A 19,745-nucleotide genomic window follows, 5' to 3' on the forward strand; every position below is an offset into this window, starting at 1 on the left:
ATATCCGCCTCCTTCTCCAACGGGCCCGCATTCCCGCTTCGCCCAGCAGCGGCCCGCTTCCCTCTTCCAACCCATTGGCAGCGGACGGTACTAGGCAATACGGCGCACCGATTCCCTGATCATCAGGCCCAGCTGCGGGGCATCGACCTCGACCTGCTTCTGCCCCAGCATGCCCAGCATCATGCGCCCGAGGCCCTTCCCCACCTCGTACAGCGGCTGGCGCACGGTGGTCAGGGGCGGCGTCGTGTACATCGAGCTGTGCAAATCGTCGAAGCCGACGATCGAGATGTCGTCCGGCACACGGATGCTGCGCCGGTACAGGGCCAGCCGCGCGCCGTAGGCGCTCAGGTCGTTGCTGGCGAAGATGGCGGTGAAGCGCTGCTTTTCGGCCAGCAGCTGGTTCACGGCCAGCAGGCCGCCCGATTCCTGGAAGTCGCCCGGCACGATCAGTGCGGGATCGGGCGCGATCTTGTGGCGCGCCAGGGTGTCGAGGTAGCCGGCCAGGCGCGCCTGGGCATCCTCGTGGTCTTCCGGCCCGGTGATGAAGGCGATGCGGCGGTGGCCCTGCTCGACCAGGTGCGCGACGGCGTCGCAGGCGCCCTGGTAGTTGTCCAGGCGCAGGCTCATCAGGCGTTCGCCCTCGAGCTTGCGGCCGAAGGCGACGATCGGCACGCGCTGCGAATAGCCGAGGATCTGCTCGTCGCTCAGCTTGCCGGTGAGGATGGCGACGCCGTCGACGCGGCGGCCGATCAGCAGTTCGACGCGCTCGGCTTCCTCGTCGGCATGCCAGTGCCCGCTCATGATGAGCAGCGCATAGCCCGAGGCTTTCACGGCATCCTCGATGCCGATCATGGCCTGGCTGAAGTAGCCGCTTTCCAGCGACTGGGTCAGGACGCCGATGGTGCGCGTGCTGCCCATCTTCAGGCTCTGGGCCAGGCGGTTCGGCTTGTAGTTGAGCTCGTCGATGACGCGTTCGATGGTCTTGCGCTTGTCGTCGGACACCTTGGCGGTGCCGTTCAGGAAACGCGACACCGTTGCCGGCGACACGCCGGCGGCGCTGGCGACTTCGTACAGGGTGGCGGTGCTGTCGTCGTTCTTCATCGTGGCGGGATCGTGGCGCCGCAGGCGGCTAGTTGACTGAAGTGTAACACGCGATATTCTCCTTTTTACAACGCTTGCCGGGCAGCCGTGGCTGGGTTCTGCCCACCCGGCGGACTGGCGGTTCCATGAAACGCTTTCACGCGTTACTCGCACCGCTGCCGAAAACATTGTCCGCAACAAGCTCGCAAATTTTGTTTGACTTTCGAACAAGTCCAAATGTAGCATGAAATCGTTTTCACGGCGGATGAAATCGATTTCTTACAAAAAGCTGCCGGCTGACGCGCAAATCAATAATTCCACATTGGAGACAACCATGGAAACCCTTGCACCGCAACGCGGGCGGCACGCCCACGCCCAGATCCAGCTCGCCATCCTCACCCTGCTCGCCGGTATCGGCGGCGCCCATGCCCAGACCGCCCCGGTCCAGACGCCCGAGTCGAACACCGCCGCCGCCGTGCCTGCCCAGCCGGCCGCCGCTGCCGGCGCGGATGGAAGCACAGGCGCGAATGTGATCCCCGAGGTACGCATCACCGCCACCAAGCGCAACACCTCGCTGCAGAAAACCCCGATCGCCGTGACCGCGCTGTCGGCCGCCACCCTGGCCGACAACCACGTCCAGACCATGCTCGACGTGGTGGCGCTGGTGCCCGGCTTCCAGGCCACGGCCCAGGGCGACCACGGCGTCACCACCATGACCCTGCGCGGCATCGGCAACGACAGCGCCAAGACCCAGTATGCCGATCCGGAAGTCGCCTCCTTCGTCGACAACGTGTATTCGCCGCGCGCGGAAGGCGCCACCGCCCTGCTGTTCGACGTCGAGGGCATCGAGGTGCTGCGTGGTCCGCAGGGTACGCTGTGGGGCCGCAATTCGACCGTCGGCGCGGTGAACATCCAGACCGTGAAGCCGACCCTGAACAGCCGCTCCGGCTACGTCGAGGGCGGCGTCGGCGACTACAAGCGCTATGGCGCGCGCGGCGCCTTCAACGTGCCGATCTCCGATAACGCCGCCCTGCGCTTCGCGGTGGTGCACGAGCAGCACGACGGCTATGTCGATTACCAGAAATTCCCGGGCGTCTCGCTGGCCGACCAGCAGGCGGCTTTCGTCGCCGCCGGCGGCGACATCGCCGCCTTCCGCCCGATCAACCCGAACAACTACGTGGTCGGCAACCAGAAATACAGCGCCCAGAACCAGACCGCCGCCCGCGTCAGCCTGCTGTGGCAGATCAATCCGGCCCTGCGCTGGAACGTCGCCTACGAAAACTTCGCCGACCGCGGCACGCCCAGCGCCAACCTGATGCAGAACCCGCGTCCGGGCCAGAAGCACTGGTCGACCCTGAGCGACAGCGCACCCTGGATCGACCGCGACAGCCACAATATCCGCAGCCGCCTGAGCTGGGACCTGAACGCCGACCTCGCCGTCCACTACATCGCCGGCTTCTCGACGTACCGCGGCTCGATGCGCTTCGACCAGGACGGCGGCGCGGTGCTGCCCACCAGCATCCGCTCGGGCGGCATCTGGCAGGAACACACCACGGTCGACTCGAACTACCGCAGCCACAGCCACGAGCTGGAACTGCAGTCGCTGGGCAGCAAGACCGTCGACTGGCAGGCCGGCCTGTATTACGCGGCCGAGAAGAACGACATCCGCTTCGACATTCCGGCCTTCAACGGCACCCAGGACGGCACCGTCAGGTGGCAGGGTTCCTTCATCCAGCCCGAGGAAACCGTGAAGTCGGCTGCCGCCTTCGGCCAGGCCACCTGGAACGTGAACAGCGCCCTGCACCTGACCGCCGGCGTGCGCTATACCCACGACCGCCGCGAGAACGTCGGCGGGCGCGCCTTCAACTGGGTCGGCGGCGCCGGCATCCCGGTGATTCCGCTGAACCCGTCGATCGACCCGAGCCGTCCCGGCCAGGGTTTCGAAGCGGGCGTGCCGGGCAACGACGGCGTGTTCAAGGGCAGCAAGGTGACTGGCCTGCTGCGCGCCAACTACGACCTCGACCGCAACCACATGCTGTATGCCAGCGTTGCCACCGGCTATAAATCGGGCGGGGTGCAGGACCGCGGCCTGCCCTATCAGCCCGAGACCCTGACCAACTACGAGATCGGCTCGAAAAGCACCTTCCTGAACGGCGGCCTGCGCATCAACAACGCCCTGTTCTACTCGGACTTCAAGGACTTCCAGTTCAATTCGCCGGTGAATTTCACGGATGGCGGGCGCGGCCTGGCCATCGAGAATGCCGAGGGCGCCAAGGTCAAGGGGATCGAAAGCGAAATCGCCGCCCGCATCGGCGACAACGGACGCCTGCAAGTCACGCTGGCCCTGCTCGACGCGAAGCTCGGCCGCCTGGTGGCCGGCTCGAACGATTACGCGCTGCCGCCATGCACGGTCGATACCCGCATCGAAACCTGCGTCGACGTCACCGGCAACAAGATGCCGCACGCGCCGCGCTTCTCGACCACGGTGCAATACCAGCACAACTTCCATATCGGCGCCGACGGCACCCTGTCGCCACGCATCACCGCGCACTACGAGTCCGACGCCGAACTGAGCGTGTTCAACCTGGGTCCGGAAGACCGCCAGGAAGCCTATGCCACGGCCGACCTCGGCCTGCGCTACCAGAACGGGCGCGGCTGGTGGATCGACGCCTGGGTGCGCAACGTCAACGACAAGAAGATCAAGACCAGCGCCTTCAACGGCTTCGGCCCGTGGCTGGCCCAGTACAAGCCGCCGCGCACGGTCGGCGTGAACACCGGCTTCGACTTCTGACAGCAGCCGCCGCGGCACGGCTGGTGCCGCCTACCTCCAGCGGCGCCGGCCACGTTGTCCGGGTACGGCTGCCGGGCAGCCGGGACGACGTACACCTCTTTGCGTAACCGAAAGCTTCAATGATGAAACCGATTTCAGTATCAGCCGAGCAGTTTCCACCTGATTTTGCCTGGGGCACGGCCACCAGTGCCTTCCAGATCGAAGGCGCCTCGAACGCCGACGGCAAGGGCCCCTCCATTTGGGACAGCTTCTGTACCCGGCCCGGCGCCATCAAGGATGGCAGCGACGGCAAGGTCGCCTGCGACCATTACCACCGTTACCGCGAGGACGTCGAGCTGCTCGCCGGCCTGAACGTGGACGCCTACCGTTTCTCGATGGCCTGGTCGCGCGTGCAGCCGGGTGGCAAGGGCGCCTGGAGCGAGGCCGGCTTCGGCTTCTACGACCGCCTGCTCGACGCCCTGGCCGAAAAGGATATCGCGGCTCACCTGACGCTCTACCACTGGGACTTGCCGCAAGCCCTGCAGGATGATGGCGGCTGGCTGAACCGCGACACGGCGCACCGCTTTGCCGACTATGCCTACGAGGTCAAGCGCCGCTTCGGCGACCGCATCGCGGCAATTGCCACCCATAACGAACCCTGGTGCACGGCGAATCTCGGCTATGGCAACGCCCAGTTCGCGCCCGGCGTGGTCGACCAGAAGCAGAGCGTGCAGGTTTCGCACCATCTGCTGGTGTCGCACGGCCTGGCGATGCAGGCGATGCGCGCCGCCGCCGGCTCGGCGCGCCTGGGTATCGTCCTGAACCAGTGGACCGCCGACCCGGCCACCGATTCCGAAGCGGATCGCGCCCTGGCCGAATGGGAATATGCCCGCTCGGTGCAATGGTTCATGGACCCGATCTTCAACAAACGCTATCCCGAGCTGGCCCTGCGTGCGCATGGCGAGAATGCGCCGCAGGTGCAAGAAGGCGACTTCGACATCATCGCCCAGTCGCTCGATTTCCTCGGCTGTAACTATTACTTTCGCGCCTGGTGCAGCGCCGAGGACCCGCCGCGTCCGGCTCCGGCCCCGCTCGGCACCACGGACATGGACTGGGAGATCTATCCGCAAGGCTTGCCCGAACTGCTGCTGAAGCTGAAGGCCGAGTATCCGCTGCCGCCGCTGTACATCACCGAGAACGGGATGGCGCGCGCCGATGCGGTCGAGAACGGCAGCGTGCACGATCCCGAACGCATCGCCTTCGTGCAAAGCCACCTGGCGGCCCTGCTCGAGGCCATGCGCCAGGGCGTGGACGTGCGCGGCTACTTTCTCTGGAGCCTGCTGGACAACTTCGAGTGGAACTCGGGCTACAGCAAGCGCTTCGGCATCATCCACGTCGACTACGCCACCCAGCAGCGCACGCTCAAGGAAAGCGCGCTCTGGTACCGCGATTTCCTGGCGCGCCGCGCGCGCTGACAGCAAAGGAGACAGCATGCACCCCGCTTTCTATCCCGATGGCCCGCGCCTGCTGGCCGACATCGGCGGCACCAATGCCCGCTTCGCACTGGAACGCGCACCTGGGCAGCTCAGCGCCGTGCGCACCCTCGCCTGCGACGCCTATCCGCGTTTCGAAGACGCCGTGTCCGCCTACCTGGCAAGTGTCGGCATCGCGGTTCAGCACGCGGCGATCGCGATCGCCAATCCGGTCGACGGCGATGCCGTCCGCATGACCAACCACCACTGGGCCTTCTCGACCGCGGGTGCGGCGCACGAGCTGGGACTGGAGACGCTGCTGGTGGTGAACGATTTCACGGCGCTGGCGATGTCGCTCCCCGGTCTGATGCCTGCGGATCTGGTGAAGGTCGGTGGCGGCGCGACGCGGCCGGGGGCGGCGATCGGGCTGGTTGGCGCCGGCACCGGGCTTGGCGTGTCCGGCCTGGTGCCGAACGGGGCTGGCGGCTGGACGCCGCTCCAGAGCGAGGGCGGGCATGTGGCTTTTTCTCCGGCGGACGAGCGCGAAGTGGCGGTCCTGCGCCATTGCTGGGAGCGCTACAGCCACGTGTCGGCCGAGCGCCTGGTGTCGGGGCCGGGCCTGGCCTTGATCCGGGAAGCGCTGGCGGCGCGCCAGGGCCTGGTGTTCGAGACCCTGGAGCCGGCCGGGATCGTGGCCCGTGGCCTGGCCGGCGACGATCCCTTGTGCCTGGAAACGCTGGAATGCTTTGCCGGCATGCTCGGTACGGTGGCCGCCAACCTGGCGGTGACCCTGGGGGCGCGCGGCGGCATCTACATCGGTGGCGGTGTGGTGCCGCGCCTGGGCGAGTGGTTCGCGCGCTCGCCGTTTCGCGCCCGCTTCGAGCACAAGGGCCGCTTCAGCGACTTCACGGCGGCGATTCCGACCCTGTTGATCACGGCGCCCTGTCCGGCGCTGCTGGGCGCGGGGCGGATGCTGGGCGATCATCTGGGCGATCATCTGGGCGAGCGCGCGGGTGCGCATGCGCTTGCGACAGCGCCGGCGCCAATGCCTGTCACCCGGGAGCGCGAACATGCGCACTGCTGACCGCCTGCGCTCGCCGCTGCTCTGGGTTCCCACCGGCTATTTCACGATGGCCCTGGGCTATGTGATGCTGACCAGCGTCACCGCCATCATGTTCAAGAACCTGGGCATGGACAACGGCACGGCCGCCCAGTATTCCAGCCTGCTGATCCTGGCCTACACCGTCAAGCCGCTGTTCGCGCCCTTCGTCGAGATGTACCGGACCAAGAAATTCTTCGTGCTCTGGGCCCAGGTGCTGATCGGCGCCGGGTTTGCCGGCGTGGCGCTGGCGATGTCGCTGCCTGGCTACATGACGGTGCTGATGGCGGTCTTCTTCGGCTTGTCCTTCATCGGCGCGACCCAGGACATCGCCAGCGACGGCGTGTACGTTACCTCGCTCGATACCCGCACCCAGTCGCTGTACTGCGGGCTGCAAAGCCTGTCGTGGAACGTGGGGCCGATCGTGGCCGCCGGCGGCATGGTGTATCTCAGCGGCTACCTGCATACCCGGGTCTTCGGGCACGACCCCAGGGTCTTCGGCCCCGACTGGATCGACGCCTGGCGCCTGATCTTCGTGCTGGTCGGCGCGGTGATGCTGGCAATGGCCGCCTGGCATGCGCGCACCATGCCCGATGGCGCACGCGCCGCCGATACCCCGGCCAGCATGCGCGATGCCGGCCGCATCCTGTTCGATGCCTTTGTCACCCTGTTCCAGAAGCGCGGCATCTGGCGCATGCTGGCCTTCGCTTTTCTTTTCCGCCTGAGCATAGGGCTGCTGGAAAAGATCGGTCCCTTTTTCATGGTCGACCCGGCCTCGAAAGGCGGCCTCGGCCTGTCGAACGAGATGCTGGGCCTGGTCTACGGCACCTATGGACTGGCGGCGGTGTTGCTCGGTTCGCTGCTGGGCGGCTGGTATGTGGCGCGGCGCGGCCTGAAGGCGACCCTGTTCGTGCTCTGCTGCGCGGTGAACATTCCGAATATCACCTTCCTGCTGATGAGCATTTACCTGCCGAGTTCGCTGGTGCTGATCACGGCCGGGGTCGTCATCGAGAAGTTCTTCTTCGGCTTCGGCGCGGTCGGCTTCATGATCTATCTGATGCAGCAGCTGGCGCCGGGCAAGTACACGACGACCCATTACGCCTTCGGCACCGGCGTGATGGGGTTGTGCGGGCTGGTGACGGGCGTGGTCAGCGGCCACCTGCAGGAGTGGCTCGGCTATGTGCACTATTTCGTCTTCGTGATGGTGGCGACGATTCCTTCCTTCCTCGCTACCTGGTTCGCGCCTTTCTATCACGACGACGGACTGGCCGCGTCCGGCTCCGCGGCGGACGGCAAGGCGGTGCCCGCATGAGGCCGCTCCTCGCGTTGCTGCTTCTCCTGTTGCTGCTGGCCGCCAGTGCCGCCGCTGCGCCGGCGTCCGCGCCGGTTCCGACCATCAAGTTGAACCAGCTCGGCTACCTGCCGCAGGCGAACAAGCTGGCGCTGGTGCCCGCAGGCGCCGGATCGACGTTCGAGGTACTGGCAAACGACGGCGGCCGGGTTGTCCTGCGCGGTGAGCTGGGCCCTGCCGCTTCCTGGGCGCCGGCCGGGGACACGGTGCGCGTGGCCGATTTCAGCGCCGTGCACCTGCCGGGCAGCTACCGCATCCGGGTGCCGGGCCAGCCGCTTTCGGATGTGTTCGCCATCCAGCCCGCAGCCTACCGCGAGGCCGGCAAGGCGGCATTGAAGGCGTTTTATTTCAATCGCAGCGGCACGGCCCTGGCTGCGCGCCACGCCGGCGCCTATGCGCGTCCGGCCGGCCACCCCGACGACCGGGTGCTGGTGCACGCCTCGGCAGCCTCCGCCACGCGCCCGGCCGGGACGGTGATTGCGGCGGCCAAGGGCTGGTACGACGCCGGCGATTACAACAAGTACATCGCCAGCTCGGCCATTTCCACCTATACCTTGCTCGCAGCCTATGAGCATTTTCCCGCCTGGTTCGGCGGCCTCGACCTGAATATTCCCGAGTCCGGCGACGCGGTGCCGGACATCCTCGACGAAGCCATGTGGAACCTGGAATGGATGCTGGCCATGCAGGACCCGGAGGACGGCGGCGTCTACCACAAGCTGACCAACCTGCGTTTCGACGCCATGGTCCAGCCGCACGAGGCGATGCGCGAGCCGCGCTACGTGGTGGCGAAAAGCACCTCGGCCGCGCTCGGCTTTGCCGCGACCATGGCCACGGCCAGCCGCGTGCTCGCGGCCTACGACCAGCGCTGGCCGGGCCTGTCCGCCAGGATGCTGCTGGCGGCCGAGCGCGCCTGGGCCTGGGCGCAAGCCCACCCGAACGTATTGTTCAAGAACCCGGCGGATGTGCTGACCGGAGAGTACGGCGACGCCCGCGTGGACGACGAGCTGGCCTGGGCTGCGGCCGAGCTCTACATCACGACCGGCAAGGACAGCTACTACCAGGCGATGGCGCCGGAAACCGTGTCGGCAACGGTGCCGGCCTGGGACGACGTGCGCGGCCTGGCCTGGATGTCGCTGGCCCATCACCGCACACGCCTGAGTCCGATCGCCGACCAGGCCTTGATTGCCAGCCGCATCGATGGCCTGGCAGCGCGCCTGGCAAGCGAATGGCGCAGTTCCGGCTACCGGGTCGGCATGAAGGGCGCGGAGTTTGTCTGGGGCAGCAATGCGGTAATGCTGAACGGAGCCATGATGCTGGTCCAGGCCTATCGCCTGAACGGCAGGCGCGACTACCTGGATGCGGCCCAGTCCGGCCTTGATTACGTGTTCGGACGCAACGCCCTCGGCCTGTCGTTCGTCACCGGTTTCGGCGCACGTATGCCCCGCCATCCGCACCACCGGCCTTCGCTCGGCGACAAGGTCATGGCGCCGGTGCCGGGCTTCGTGGTCGGCGGGCCGCAGCCCTTCCAGCAGGACAAGGCCGAATGCCCGCCGTATCCGTCCAGCCTGCCGGCCCTGTCTTACCTCGACCATGCCTGCAGCTATGCCAGCAACGAAGTGGCGATCAACTGGAATGCGCCACTCGTGTACGTGCTGGGCGCGCTGTCGGCGCTGACGCCCGACCCAGGAAGCCATGCCATGACTGCGAAAAACCATACCCGCGAAGAATTGCTGCGCCAGGAAGCGGTGCTGCAGTTCGACAGCTTCGGCAACGAAGCGGCGCTCGCCATCGGCCTGAAGCTGGTGGAGCTGGCGCGTGCCGATGGCAAGGCGGTGGCGATCGAGATCCGCCGCAACGGCATGCTGCTGTTCGCCCATGGCATGCGCGGCACCACGCCTGATCACACCGACTGGATCCGGCGCAAGAGTAACCTGGCGAACCGTACCGGGCACAGCTCCTGGTTCGTGCATGCGGAGGTGAAGGCGAACGGCGGCGACATCGATGCCATGCCGACCTTCGACGTGCGCGAGTACGCGGCCCACGGCGGCGCCTTCCCGGTGGTCGTGCGCGGCACCGGGCAGGTGGGCACGATCACCGTCTCCGGCTTGCCTGGCGCCGAGGACCATGCACTGGTCGTGCGCGCCCTGCAGGATTATCTCGGCGTCGCCGGCGAGCTCTGACATCATGGGAAACGACATGATTCGTTGGGGCATCCTCGGCACCGGCGGCATCAGCCGCGCCTTTGCCCAGGCCCTGCGCGAGACGCCGGGTGCGCGGCTGGTGGCGGTCGGCTCGCGCAGCCTCGGGTCCGCCCGCGCGTTTGCCGAGGAATTCGGGGCGGCCGCCTACGGCTCCTACGAAGCGCTGGTGGCGGCGCCCGGGGTCGACATCGTCTACATCGGCACGCCGCACACGCTGCATGCGGAGAATACCCTGCTGGCGCTCGGCGCCGGCAAGGCCGTGCTGTGCGAGAAGCCCTTTGCCATGAACCTGCGCCAGGCGCGGCGGATGATCGGCCTGGCGCGCAGCCGCAGGCTGTTCCTGATGGAGGCGATGTGGACGCGCTTCATGCCGGCCCTGGCGGAAGTGCGGCGCCTGGTGGCGGACGGCGAGATTGGCGAGGTGGCCCTGGTGCAGGCGGACTTCGGGTTCGCCGCGACGCGCGACCCCGGGCACCGGGTCAATCAACGCGAACTCGGCGGCGGCGCCCTGCTCGACCTGGGCATTTATCCGCTGTCGATTGCCAGCGCGCTGCTTGGGCCGGTCGAGAGCGTGCAGGCCCAGGCCGTGATCGGCGACACCGGTGTCGACCTCGGCACCGGCTTCGTCATGCGGCACCGGGGCGGGACCATGTCGGTGTCGAGCTGTTCGCTGCGCGCGCGCACGCCCTGCGAACTGCACATTGCCGGCTCGCTGGGCAGTATCCGCATGGACAGCATGTTTCATATGGCGGGTTCGCTGACGGTGACGGCGTCCGATGGCAGCAGCCGTGGTATTCCCACGCCTTTCCTGGGCAATGGCTACGTGCACGAAGCCCTTGCCGCCGGCGAGGCGCTGCGGGCCGGATGGATCGAGCATCCGCTGATGACCCACGACGACACGCTGGCCGGCATGCGCGTGCTGGACGAGATCCGCGCCCAGATCGGTTTGCGGTATCCATCCGATGAATTGCCCGATGCCTTGGCCGATGAGGTGGCAAATCCCTTGGCCGATGAGTTGGCAAATGGGTTGGCAAATGCGTTGGCAAATGAGTCGGACGTCGAAAGGACACATGCGCCGTCGGATGCGCCGGCCGGGCGAAGGTAGCCGCGGCGCCGCGCAGTCGCCAGCCACCGGTGGCTGGACGCGCGGCCGGCACTGTCGCCTCAGTCGGCCGGCTCGTCCCGGCCGGGCAGGTCGCCACCCTTGTCCGCACGCCTGTCGTCGTCCTTGTCGCCTCCCTTGGCGCCACGCCTGGCGCCTTCCACCGACGCGATGATCTCGTCGTGCCGTTCGTGATCGGTCTTGTGCAGGTAACCCGCCGTGGTGGCGATGTTGGCGTGGCCGGCCGTGTCCTGCAGGGTTTTCAGCTGCACCCCATTGTTGGCATGGTTGGTCAGCATGCTGTGGCGCAGCCAGTGTGCCGAAGCGTGGCGCAAGGTGGCTGCCATGTCGCTGTCGCCGGCGCGCGCCGCCTTCCCTGCCGCTTCGGCAAAGATGCCCTTCAGCGCTTCGGAAGCCGCCTCGTCGGTGAGACGCGTGACTTCGCGGCTGCGGCTGGACAGCACCAGCGGCATGCGGTCGACGCGTGCCGTCTGCGGCGGCAAGCCGTAGGCTTCGCGGTAGCGCTGGAAGGCGGCCAGCATTTCTTCCGGCACCGGCAGGCGGCGCGGTTTGTTGCCCTTGCCGAGCACGTCGATCCACCAGCGCCCGCCGCCCTCGGTATAGATGGCGCCCATGTTGGCGCTGACGATTTCGTTCAGGCGCGCGCCGGTATGGGCAAAGGCGATCAGCAGGAAGCGGTCGCGTTCGCGGCGCCGTTCGGCGGCGGGCGAATCGGCCAGGCGATTCGACACCGTGTCGATGGCCAGGGCAATCGCCTCGGGCGTGAGGTAGCGCGTGATGCGGCTGGCAACGGGTGTGCGCACATTGCGCACCAGCGCGCCGGGATTGCGGCGCAGGTAGCCGGTGTGCTCGGCAAAGGCGAGCAGCCCCTTGACCGCGATCATGGCCTGGCGCCGGCTGGGATCGGACAGCGGCCCTGTGAACGGGCGGTAGCGCGGATCGCTGCGCGGCCATTTGGTCTTCGAGATCCAGTCCGGCGGCGGGTTGCGCAGGAAATCCTTGTAGGCGTTCAGGTCGGCCACGTTCAGCTGGGACAGGGTTTTTTTCGCTTCTTCGCGGCACCAGGTGAGGAAGCGGTACAGTTCCTTTTGCGAATTGGCGATCGAGGCCGGCGTGAGTTCGCCGTTGGCGATGAACTCGCGCGCGATCTCGATGTCGGTTTGCGCCTCGGTAATCGGATCGTCCGCCACCCGGAACATCTTGACCCCGAGCCGCCCGCTGGGCGCGGCTGCGTCCTCCTCGATGGGAACGGTGGAGCCGAGGTCGATGGGAACGAACTTAGTCATGTGAAGCAAGAGATACTGTATAAAAACACAGTATAGCATCTTCAACAAGCCTGGCGGTACCCCCTGCATGCCCGACGTGCTAACCTTGATTTGTGTACAAACCGCGAGGACCTGCTTATATGAATCCGATCCGTCTGCAAGACAGCGATGCCTTGCTCGTCATCGACATGCAATACGACTTTCTTCCTGGCGGCAGCCTGGGCGTGCCCGAGGGCGACCAGGTGCTGGCGCCGATCAACGAGGCCATGGCCAGGTTTGCCGCGCGCGGCTTGCCCGTTTACGCCTCGCGCGACTGGCATCCCGAAGACCATTGTTCCTTCGCGGCGCGCGGCGGTCCCTGGCCGCCGCATTGCGTGGCCGAGACCCGCGGCGCCGCATTTTCCGACGAGCTGGCGCTGCCGGCCGACACCGTGATCATCTCGAAGGCGGATACGGCCGATGTCGACGCCTACTCGGCCTTCAACGGCACGGCCCTGGCCGACCACCTGCGCGGGCACGGCATCACGCGCGTGTTTGTGTGCGGCCTGGCCACCGACTATTGCGTGCTGAACACCGCCCTCGATGCGCTGAAGAACGGTTTCGAGACCGTGATCCTGCCCGAAGCGATGCGCGCGGTGAACGTGCAGCCCGAGGACGGCGAACGTGCGATCGCGCAGATGCGCGAGGCCGGCGCCACCGCCGCGACGCTGGCGGAACTGGAACAGGAAGCCGCCGCGGCCTGATCCGTATTCAGCGCTGCACAAACGACAACGGCGCCCCTGTTTCCGGGGGCGCCGTTTTTACATCGTCAATCGATTATGGCTGGGTGTTGTTCAGCACCGAGCGCTGGCGCGCGTAGCCGAAGTACACGGCCAGGCCGAGCAGCAGCCAGACGATGAAGGCCACCCAGGTGTGCCAGCTGAGGAAGGACATCAGGGCCAGGCAGAAGATGATGGCCAGGGCCGGCACCACCGGCACGCCCGGGCAACGGAAGGCGCGGTGCAGGTCCGGACGCTTCTTGCGCAGGATGATGACGGCCAGCGACACCAGCGAGAAGGCGGCCAGGGTGCCGATGTTCACCAGCTCGGCCAGCACGCCCAGCGGCACGACGGCGGCGATCAGGCCGAAGATGATGCCGACCATCCAGGTGGCGAAGTAAGGCGTGCCGTATTTCGGGTGCACTTCCGACAGTTTCTTCGGCAGCAGGCCGTCGCGCGACATGGCGAACAGGATGCGGGTCTGGCCGTAGGCCATGACCAGGATCACGGTGCTCATGCCCAGGATGGCGGCCAGGTCGACGAAGCCGGCAACCCAGTCCTGGCCGGCGTATTGCAGCGCCAGCGACACCGGGTGGTCGACGCCCTTGAAGTTCGGGAAAGGCACGATACCGGTCATGATGGCCGCGACTACCACGTACAGGATGGTGCAGATCGCCAGCGAACCGATGATGCCGATCGGCAGGTCCTTCTTCGGGTTCTTGACTTCTTCCGCGGCCGAGGTCACGGCGTCGAAGCCGATAAAGGCGAAGAACACGAGTGCGGCGGCGCTCATCACGCTACCCATGCCGAACGGCATGAACGGCTGCCAGTTCTCCGGCTTGACGTAGTTGACACCGACGAAGATGAACAGCAGCACGACGCCGGTCTTGATCAGCACCATGATGTTGTTCACGCGCGCCGATTCGCGCACGCCGAGCGAGAGCATGAAGGTCAGGACCATCATGATCAGGAAGGCCGGCAGGTTGAAGACAGTGTCCACGCCCGGAATCGCGCCCGGGGCGCCGCGCAGGGCTTCCGGCAGGACGATGCCGACGCCTTTCAGCAGCGACTGGAAGTAGCCGGACCAGCCGACGGCAACCGTCGAGGTGGCCAGGCCGTATTCGAGCAGCAGGTCCCAGCCGATCATCCAGGCCACGATTTCGCCCAGGGTCACGTAGGAATAGGTGTAGATCGAGCCGGCCACCGGCACGCTCGACGCGAATTCCGCATAGCACAGCGCGGCGAAACCGCAGGCAATCGCGGCGATGATGAAGGAAAGCGTCAGCGCCGGGCCGGCCGTGACCGCGCCGGTACCCGTCAACACGAAGATACCCGTGCCGACAATTGCCCCGATACCCATCAGGATCAGGTCCATCGGTCCGAGGACCTTTTTCAGCCCGCCAGGCTTGGCGGCGCCCGCCACCATGGTATCGAGGTTCTTCGTCCTAAAAATACTCACTACGCGTTCTCCTGTTATGCATTGTCGTCTCCTGTCGGAAGGCCGACGCTTGTGGCGCAAGCCCTTCCCGCTTCCCTGCAGACCTGCTGTCGTTCGCCGGCTTGTGCCTCCCATGCGCACACCCTTGCCGCCGGCGCAGGACGCCGGCGGCACCGGATACGATTATCGTCGGAACAAGAAAAAGCGCCTGCAGAGCCGCCAGGCGCCAATCGATTCACACTTTCCACGCCGCGTCTTTACACGCGTGCCCGAAAAGCGATAAGAATAAGCCAGCACATCCGCATTATTGCTCCGTCAACCCCTGTTGAGCAAGCGCCCGCCGAACGGCATCGGCCTCCGGCTCGCCTTTTTCGATGGCCTCGTAGTATTTCCTGGCCTGGGAACGGGTGATATGGGGTGGCAAGGGCGGGATATTCGCCTCGCTGACGATGTCGAGGACAAAGGGTTTGTCGGCATTGAAGGCCGCATCCAGGGCGGCGCCGAGCTGATCCGGGCGTTCGACGCGGGCGCCATCCAGCCCCAGCAGGCGGGCGTAATCGGCGTAGGCCACGTCGGGCAGTTCCTGTGAGGTTTCGTATTTCGGTTCGCCGGCCATGCCGCGCTGTTCCCAGGTGACGAAGTTCAGGTCGCGGTTGTTCAGCACCAGCACGATCAGGCGCGGGTCGCTCCAGTCCTGCCAGGTGCGCGCGATCGTGATCAGGCAATTCATGCCGTTCATCTGCATGGCGCCGTCGCCCACCAGCGCCACCACCAGGCGTCCGGGATAGGCCATCTTGGCGGCAAAGGCATACGGCACGGCCGAACCCATGGTCGCCAGCCCGCCCGAGAGCGAGCCGAGCATGCGGGTGCGCGCCTTGATGTCGAGCGCATACCAGGAGGTCGAGGAACCGGAATCGCCGGCCAGGATGGCGTCGTCGGGTAGCCGCTGCGACAGTTCCCAGAAAGCGCGCTGCGGGTTCAGCTCCGGCGTGTCCATCCGCGCCTTTTCTTCCAGCAAGCGCCAGCTCGCCTCCACCCTGGTTTCGATGCCCTGCTGCCAGCTGCGGTCCTGCTTGCGTTCCAGCAGCGGGATCAGGGCGCGCAAGGTAGCCCTGGCGTCGCCGATCAAATTCGCTTCCATCGGGTAGCGCAAACTGAGCATCTTGCCGTCGATGTCGATCTGTACCCCGCGCGCCTGGCCCTCCTCGGGCAGGAATTCGGAATAAGGGAAGCTGGAGCCGACCATCAGCAAGGTATCGCAGCCGTTCATCATGTCGAAGCTGGCCTGGGTGCCGATGATGCCGATCGAGCCGGTGACGAAGGGCTGGTCGTCGGCCACCACCATCTTGCCGAGCAAGGCCTTGGCAATCCCGGCGCCGAGCAGCCGGGCCACTTCCACCAGTTCGTCGGCGGCGCCGTGGGCGCCGGCCCCGGCCAGGATCGCCACCTTCTTGCCGGCGTTCAGGATGTCGGCCGCCGCTTGCAGTGCTGCCTGCGGCGGCACCTCGGCACGGGCCAGGCTGCCGATACCCGAGAGGATGCTGCCGTGCTGGCGCGGCGGCGTGGTGACGGCGTCCTCGTCCTGCAGGTCGGACGGAATGATGATGCAGGTGACGCAGCGCTCGGTGCGGGCGATACGGAAGGCGCGGTCGACCAGGTGACGGATCTGCTCGGCCGTGGTGGCCATCTGCACATAGGCGCCGGCCACGTCCTTGAACAGGGTGACCAGGTCGACTTCCTGTTGAAAGTGCCCACCGAGCGAAGCGCGCTTTTGCTGGCCGACGATGGCGACCACCGGCTGGTGGTCGAGCTTGGCGTCGTAGAGGCCGTTCAGCAGGTGGATCGCGCCCGGCCCCGAGGTGGCCATGCAGACGCCGACCTCGCCCGTGTACTTGGCGTGGGCGCAGGCCATGAAGGCGGCGAGTTCTTCGTGGCGGGTCTGGACGAAGTCGATGCGGTCCTGGCGCCGCATTGCGGCCAGGATGCCGTTGATGCCGTCGCCGGGGTAGCCGTAGATGCGGCCCACACCCCATTCGTCGAGCCGTTGCAAGAGGAAATCGCCTACCGTCATCGTCATGGAACTCTCCCGTCAAGCCTGGCGCCCTGGGACCGGGCACCCTGCGGACGAGCATAGCACCGGGTATGGCCAGCGCCCGCACGTTACCGCCGGTTCACGAATGCGCGCGCTGGCGCAACCTGGGCAAGAGAAAAGCCCAGCCATACAGGAGAACATTAATGGTGACCACGCCGACCGCCAGGCCGAGCTGCATCTCACGGGTCAGGCTGCCGGGATAGATCAGGCGCAGCAGGTAATGTTCGACGAAGCTCTCGCCGTAGCCGGACAGCCCGGCGCGCATCCGCAGTAGCTTCTCCAGCGTGGTCAGGGGACAGAGCCGCCCGGTCAGTTCGATGAAGAATCCCCAGGCGGCGGCCGGCAGATGCAGCCAGGCCAGGCGCGGCCAGCGCACCAGCAGCAGCGCGCCGAACACGACGAACAGGACAAAGGCCAGGTGCAGCAGCAGGACCCCGGCGGCGGCCAGCGAAAATCCCATGGGCGCTTCCCCTTCCCTAGGTCTCGGTATCCGCCTGCATGTCGTCAGGCGGGGCCTCGCTTGCGCATGCCTGTGCGAAGGCGGCCAGGCGCCCGATGGCATGGGCGGCCGAGCGCAGGTAAAAGGCTTGCAGATGGAACACATGCCAGCGCCCGGCATACTCTTCTAGCTGGCATGATACGCCGCATTCCCTGGCATGCGCGGCCAGCCGGGTGGCATCGTCGTGCAGGATCTCCTGCTCGCCGACCTGGACCAGCATCGCCGGCAAGCCCTGCAGGCTGGCGGCCAGCGGTGCATGCGCGCCGGCGCCTGTGGGGCAGGCATACCACTGTATTCCCTGGGCCACCCAGGCGCGGCGCACCATCGGGTCGATGCCGGCGCGGGCCGCCACCGAGGCACCGGACAGGCCGGGGTCGGCCAGCGGGGATGCCAGCGCCAGCCCGGCCGGCAGCGCCTCGCCGCTGTCGCGCAGGCGCAGGGCCAGCGCCAGGGCAAGCGCGCCGCCGGCCGAGTCGCCGGCCACGACGATCCTGTGCGCGGGGATGCCGCTCGCCAGCATGGCGCGGTAGCAGGTTTCGGCGTCGTCGAGCGCCGCCGGGTAGCGGTGCTCGGGCGCCAGGCGGTAGTCCGGCACCCACACGGGCATGCCGGCATCGCGCGCCAGGCGCGTGGTGATGCTGCGGTGGGTGACGGGACTCCCCAGGCAAAAGGCGCCGCCGTGCAGGTAGAGGATGGCGCCGGTCCCGAAATGGCCTGCCCGGTCCGGCGTGACGATCTCGACCTGTATCTCCTGCATGCGTTGCTGGCGCAACTGCACGCCGGCCACGCCCGGCATCAGCGGCGCCAGCAAGCCGACGACCGTGCGCTGGAAATGGGCGCCGAAAGGCGGCCCGATCAGCGGCCGGAAGCAGGCCCGCAGGAACGCGCGCTGGAAAGCGGCCTGCAGGCGCTCGTCCAGCGCGGGTGGCGCGGCGATGCGCAGGCCGCCGGCCCGGTCCGCCAAGGGAGCGGCCAGGCGGTAGGCCGACAGGCGCGCATGCCGTGCCAGCCAGCGGTACCGGAAGCTGAATCCCGGCCAGTTGGCACTGTTGCGGCCCTGGCGGTCGAGGTACCAGCTAGTGCAACCGTTCCAGACGGAGCTGCCCAGGCGCGCCTGCAGCCGGGTATTGAACGCGCGGTGTACGCCCGCGTCGACTTCCACCGTGGTCGAGGACGTGGCCCGCAGCGCGCGCAGGCAGCGCATGACGTGGGCGACCTGGCTTTCCAGCATGTAGACGATGGAATTGTGGCCGAGGTTGGTATTCGGGCCGTACAGCATGAAGAAATTCGGAAACCCCGGCACGCTCATGCCCAGGTAGGCCGCGGCGCCGTCGCGCCAGGCCGCGTTCAGGTCGCGCCCGTCGCGCCCTTGGATCGACATCGGCGCCAGGAAGTCGGTGGCGGCAAAGCCGGTGCCGTAGACGATGGCGTCGACGGCGTGCAGCCTGCCGTCGGCGGTTTCGACGCCTTGCGGGTGGATGCGGGCAATGGCGCCGGTCAGGAGTTGCACGCGCGGATCGGCAAACGCCGCCAGGTAGTCGTCGGCAAGCAGGATGCGCTTGCAGCCGATCGGGTAGTCCGGCGTCAGGCTGGCGCGCAAGCCCGGGTCGGGCACGTCGCGCGCCAGCATCTGGCGGAAGGGCCGGCCCACGGCCAGCTGCATCATGCCCTTCAGGCGGCTGAAGGCCAGCGCACGCGCTTCGTACCTGGCGTAGATCAGGGCGCGGTGCAGGCGCATCGCCAGCGGCAGGCGCCGGAACAGCCGCTGGCGCCAGCCCGGATAGGCCCGGTCGCCGCGCGGCTTCAGCCAGGCCGGCGAGCGCTGGAACACCAGCAAGGCCTTCACCTCGCCGGCGATGGCCGGGATGAGCTGGGTCGCCGAGGCGCCGGTCCCGATGACCGCCACGCGCTTGCCGGCGAGGCTGGCGGCATGGTCCCAGCGGGCCGAGTGAAAGGTGGGGCCGGCGAAGCTGTCGCGGCCTGGGATGGACGGCAGCGCCGGCCGGCTCAGCAGGCCGGTGGCGCTAACAAGCAGGCGGGTGTGCAGTGTTGCCCCGGACGTCGTCAGGATGGTCCAGACCGCGTGCGCCTCGTCGAAGCGGGCCTGCGCCACTTCCCGGACCAGGCGCAGATGCGGCAACAGGCCGAAGGCGCGGGTGCAATCGCGCAGGTAGGCCAGGATATCGGGCTGGGTGGCGAAGGTACGCGGCCAGTCCGGCTTCGGCGCGAAGGAAAACGAATACAGGTGCGACGGGACATCGCAGGCCGCGCCCGGATAGCGGTTGTCGCGCCAGACGCCGCCGACCTCCTGCGCCCGTTCGAGGATCACGAAGTGGGCGATGCCCGCCTGCAGCAAGGCCCTGCCCATGCAGATGCCGCCGAAGCCGGCGCCGATGACCACGGCCTCGAGCGGCGTGTCCGGGCTGGTGGGCGGCAGCGGCGCCCCGGACGGTGCGTCGGCGGCGAGTACGCCGGATGCGGGAGGATGCGAGGTCATGCTGGTCTCCAGGTCAGGCAACCACGTCCAAACAATTTCTGTAAAGATACTACGAAAGCGGGCATGGCGGCTTGGCCTCCGGCTGGTGTAGCATCGCGGG

At 67.2% G+C, this 19,745-nt stretch carries 13 protein-coding genes; 7 read left to right on the forward strand and 6 right to left on the reverse strand.

Features of this window, described 5'->3' with window-relative positions:
* Window positions 1-90: 90 nt before the first annotated feature.
* Window positions 91-1,101, reverse strand: coding sequence for a LacI family DNA-binding transcriptional regulator (locus tag QPK31_RS13440; RefSeq protein ID WP_290423436.1), 1,011 nt, complete (start codon window positions 1,099-1,101; stop codon window positions 91-93).
* 313 nt (window positions 1,102-1,414) lie between these two features.
* On the opposite strand from QPK31_RS13440, the gene QPK31_RS13445 reads away from it, so the two are divergent.
* The 6 genes from QPK31_RS13445 to QPK31_RS13470 all read left to right on the forward strand — a co-directional run bounded on the left by QPK31_RS13445 (window position 1,415) and on the right by QPK31_RS13470 (window position 11,078).
* The gene (locus tag QPK31_RS13445; RefSeq protein WP_290423437.1) at window positions 1,415-3,871 is read left to right on the forward strand and encodes a TonB-dependent receptor; all 2,457 of its coding nucleotides are present in this window, start codon (window positions 1,415-1,417) and stop codon (window positions 3,869-3,871) included.
* Between the two features lie 119 nt (window positions 3,872-3,990).
* Complete coding sequence (locus QPK31_RS13450) at window positions 3,991-5,325, forward strand: GH1 family beta-glucosidase (RefSeq protein ID WP_374045804.1); 1,335 nt, start codon at window positions 3,991-3,993, stop codon at window positions 5,323-5,325.
* 16 nt (window positions 5,326-5,341) lie between these two features.
* Window positions 5,342-6,406, forward strand: a complete 1,065-nt coding sequence (locus tag QPK31_RS13455; RefSeq protein WP_290423439.1) for a glucokinase — start codon at window positions 5,342-5,344, stop codon at window positions 6,404-6,406.
* Entirely contained in the window at window positions 6,393-7,733 is a 1,341-nt protein-coding gene (locus QPK31_RS13460) for an MFS transporter (protein ID WP_290423440.1), read from the forward strand. The genes QPK31_RS13455 and QPK31_RS13460 overlap by 14 nt, the downstream gene beginning before the upstream one ends.
* Entirely contained in the window at window positions 7,730-9,952 is a 2,223-nt protein-coding gene (locus QPK31_RS13465) for a heme-degrading domain-containing protein (RefSeq protein ID WP_290423441.1), read from the forward strand. Before QPK31_RS13460 ends, QPK31_RS13465 begins: the two co-directional genes overlap by 4 nt.
* A gap of 16 nt (window positions 9,953-9,968) precedes the next feature.
* Window positions 9,969-11,078 (forward strand): Gfo/Idh/MocA family protein, encoded by a 1,110-nt coding sequence (locus QPK31_RS13470; RefSeq protein WP_290423442.1) that lies wholly within the window; start codon window positions 9,969-9,971, stop codon window positions 11,076-11,078.
* Between the two features lie 59 nt (window positions 11,079-11,137).
* Here the strand turns inward: QPK31_RS13470 and QPK31_RS13475 are convergent, their stop codons facing one another.
* Complete coding sequence (locus QPK31_RS13475) at window positions 11,138-12,382, reverse strand: site-specific integrase (protein ID WP_290423443.1); 1,245 nt, start codon at window positions 12,380-12,382, stop codon at window positions 11,138-11,140.
* 119 nt (window positions 12,383-12,501) lie between these two features.
* Between QPK31_RS13475 and QPK31_RS13480 the strand changes: the two genes are divergently transcribed.
* Window positions 12,502-13,104, forward strand: coding sequence for a nicotinamidase (locus tag QPK31_RS13480; protein ID WP_290423444.1), 603 nt, complete (start codon window positions 12,502-12,504; stop codon window positions 13,102-13,104).
* 73 nt (window positions 13,105-13,177) lie between these two features.
* On the opposite strand, the gene QPK31_RS13485 is transcribed toward QPK31_RS13480, so the two are convergent.
* The 4 genes from QPK31_RS13485 to QPK31_RS13500 all read right to left on the reverse strand — a co-directional run bounded on the left by QPK31_RS13485 (window position 13,178) and on the right by QPK31_RS13500 (window position 19,645).
* Window positions 13,178-14,578: an amino acid permease gene (locus QPK31_RS13485; RefSeq protein ID WP_290423445.1), complete on the reverse strand. Its 1,401-nt coding sequence runs from the start codon at window positions 14,576-14,578 to the stop codon at window positions 13,178-13,180.
* A 283-nt stretch (window positions 14,579-14,861) separates the two neighbouring features.
* Entirely contained in the window at window positions 14,862-16,634 is a 1,773-nt protein-coding gene (locus QPK31_RS13490) for a thiamine pyrophosphate-requiring protein (RefSeq protein ID WP_290423446.1), read from the reverse strand.
* Between the two features lie 94 nt (window positions 16,635-16,728).
* Window positions 16,729-17,109 carry a DUF2784 domain-containing protein gene (locus QPK31_RS13495; protein WP_290423447.1) on the reverse strand — a complete coding sequence of 127 codons (381 nt, stop codon included), beginning with the start codon at window positions 17,107-17,109 and terminating at the stop codon, window positions 16,729-16,731.
* 16 nt (window positions 17,110-17,125) lie between these two features.
* Window positions 17,126-19,645: an alpha/beta hydrolase fold domain-containing protein gene (locus QPK31_RS13500; protein ID WP_290423448.1), complete on the reverse strand. Its 2,520-nt coding sequence runs from the start codon at window positions 19,643-19,645 to the stop codon at window positions 17,126-17,128.
* Window positions 19,646-19,745: the final 100 nt, after the last annotated feature.

Source organism: Massilia sp. YIM B02769 (genome assembly GCF_030411995.1).
GTDB lineage: Bacteria > Pseudomonadota > Gammaproteobacteria > Burkholderiales > Burkholderiaceae_D > Telluria.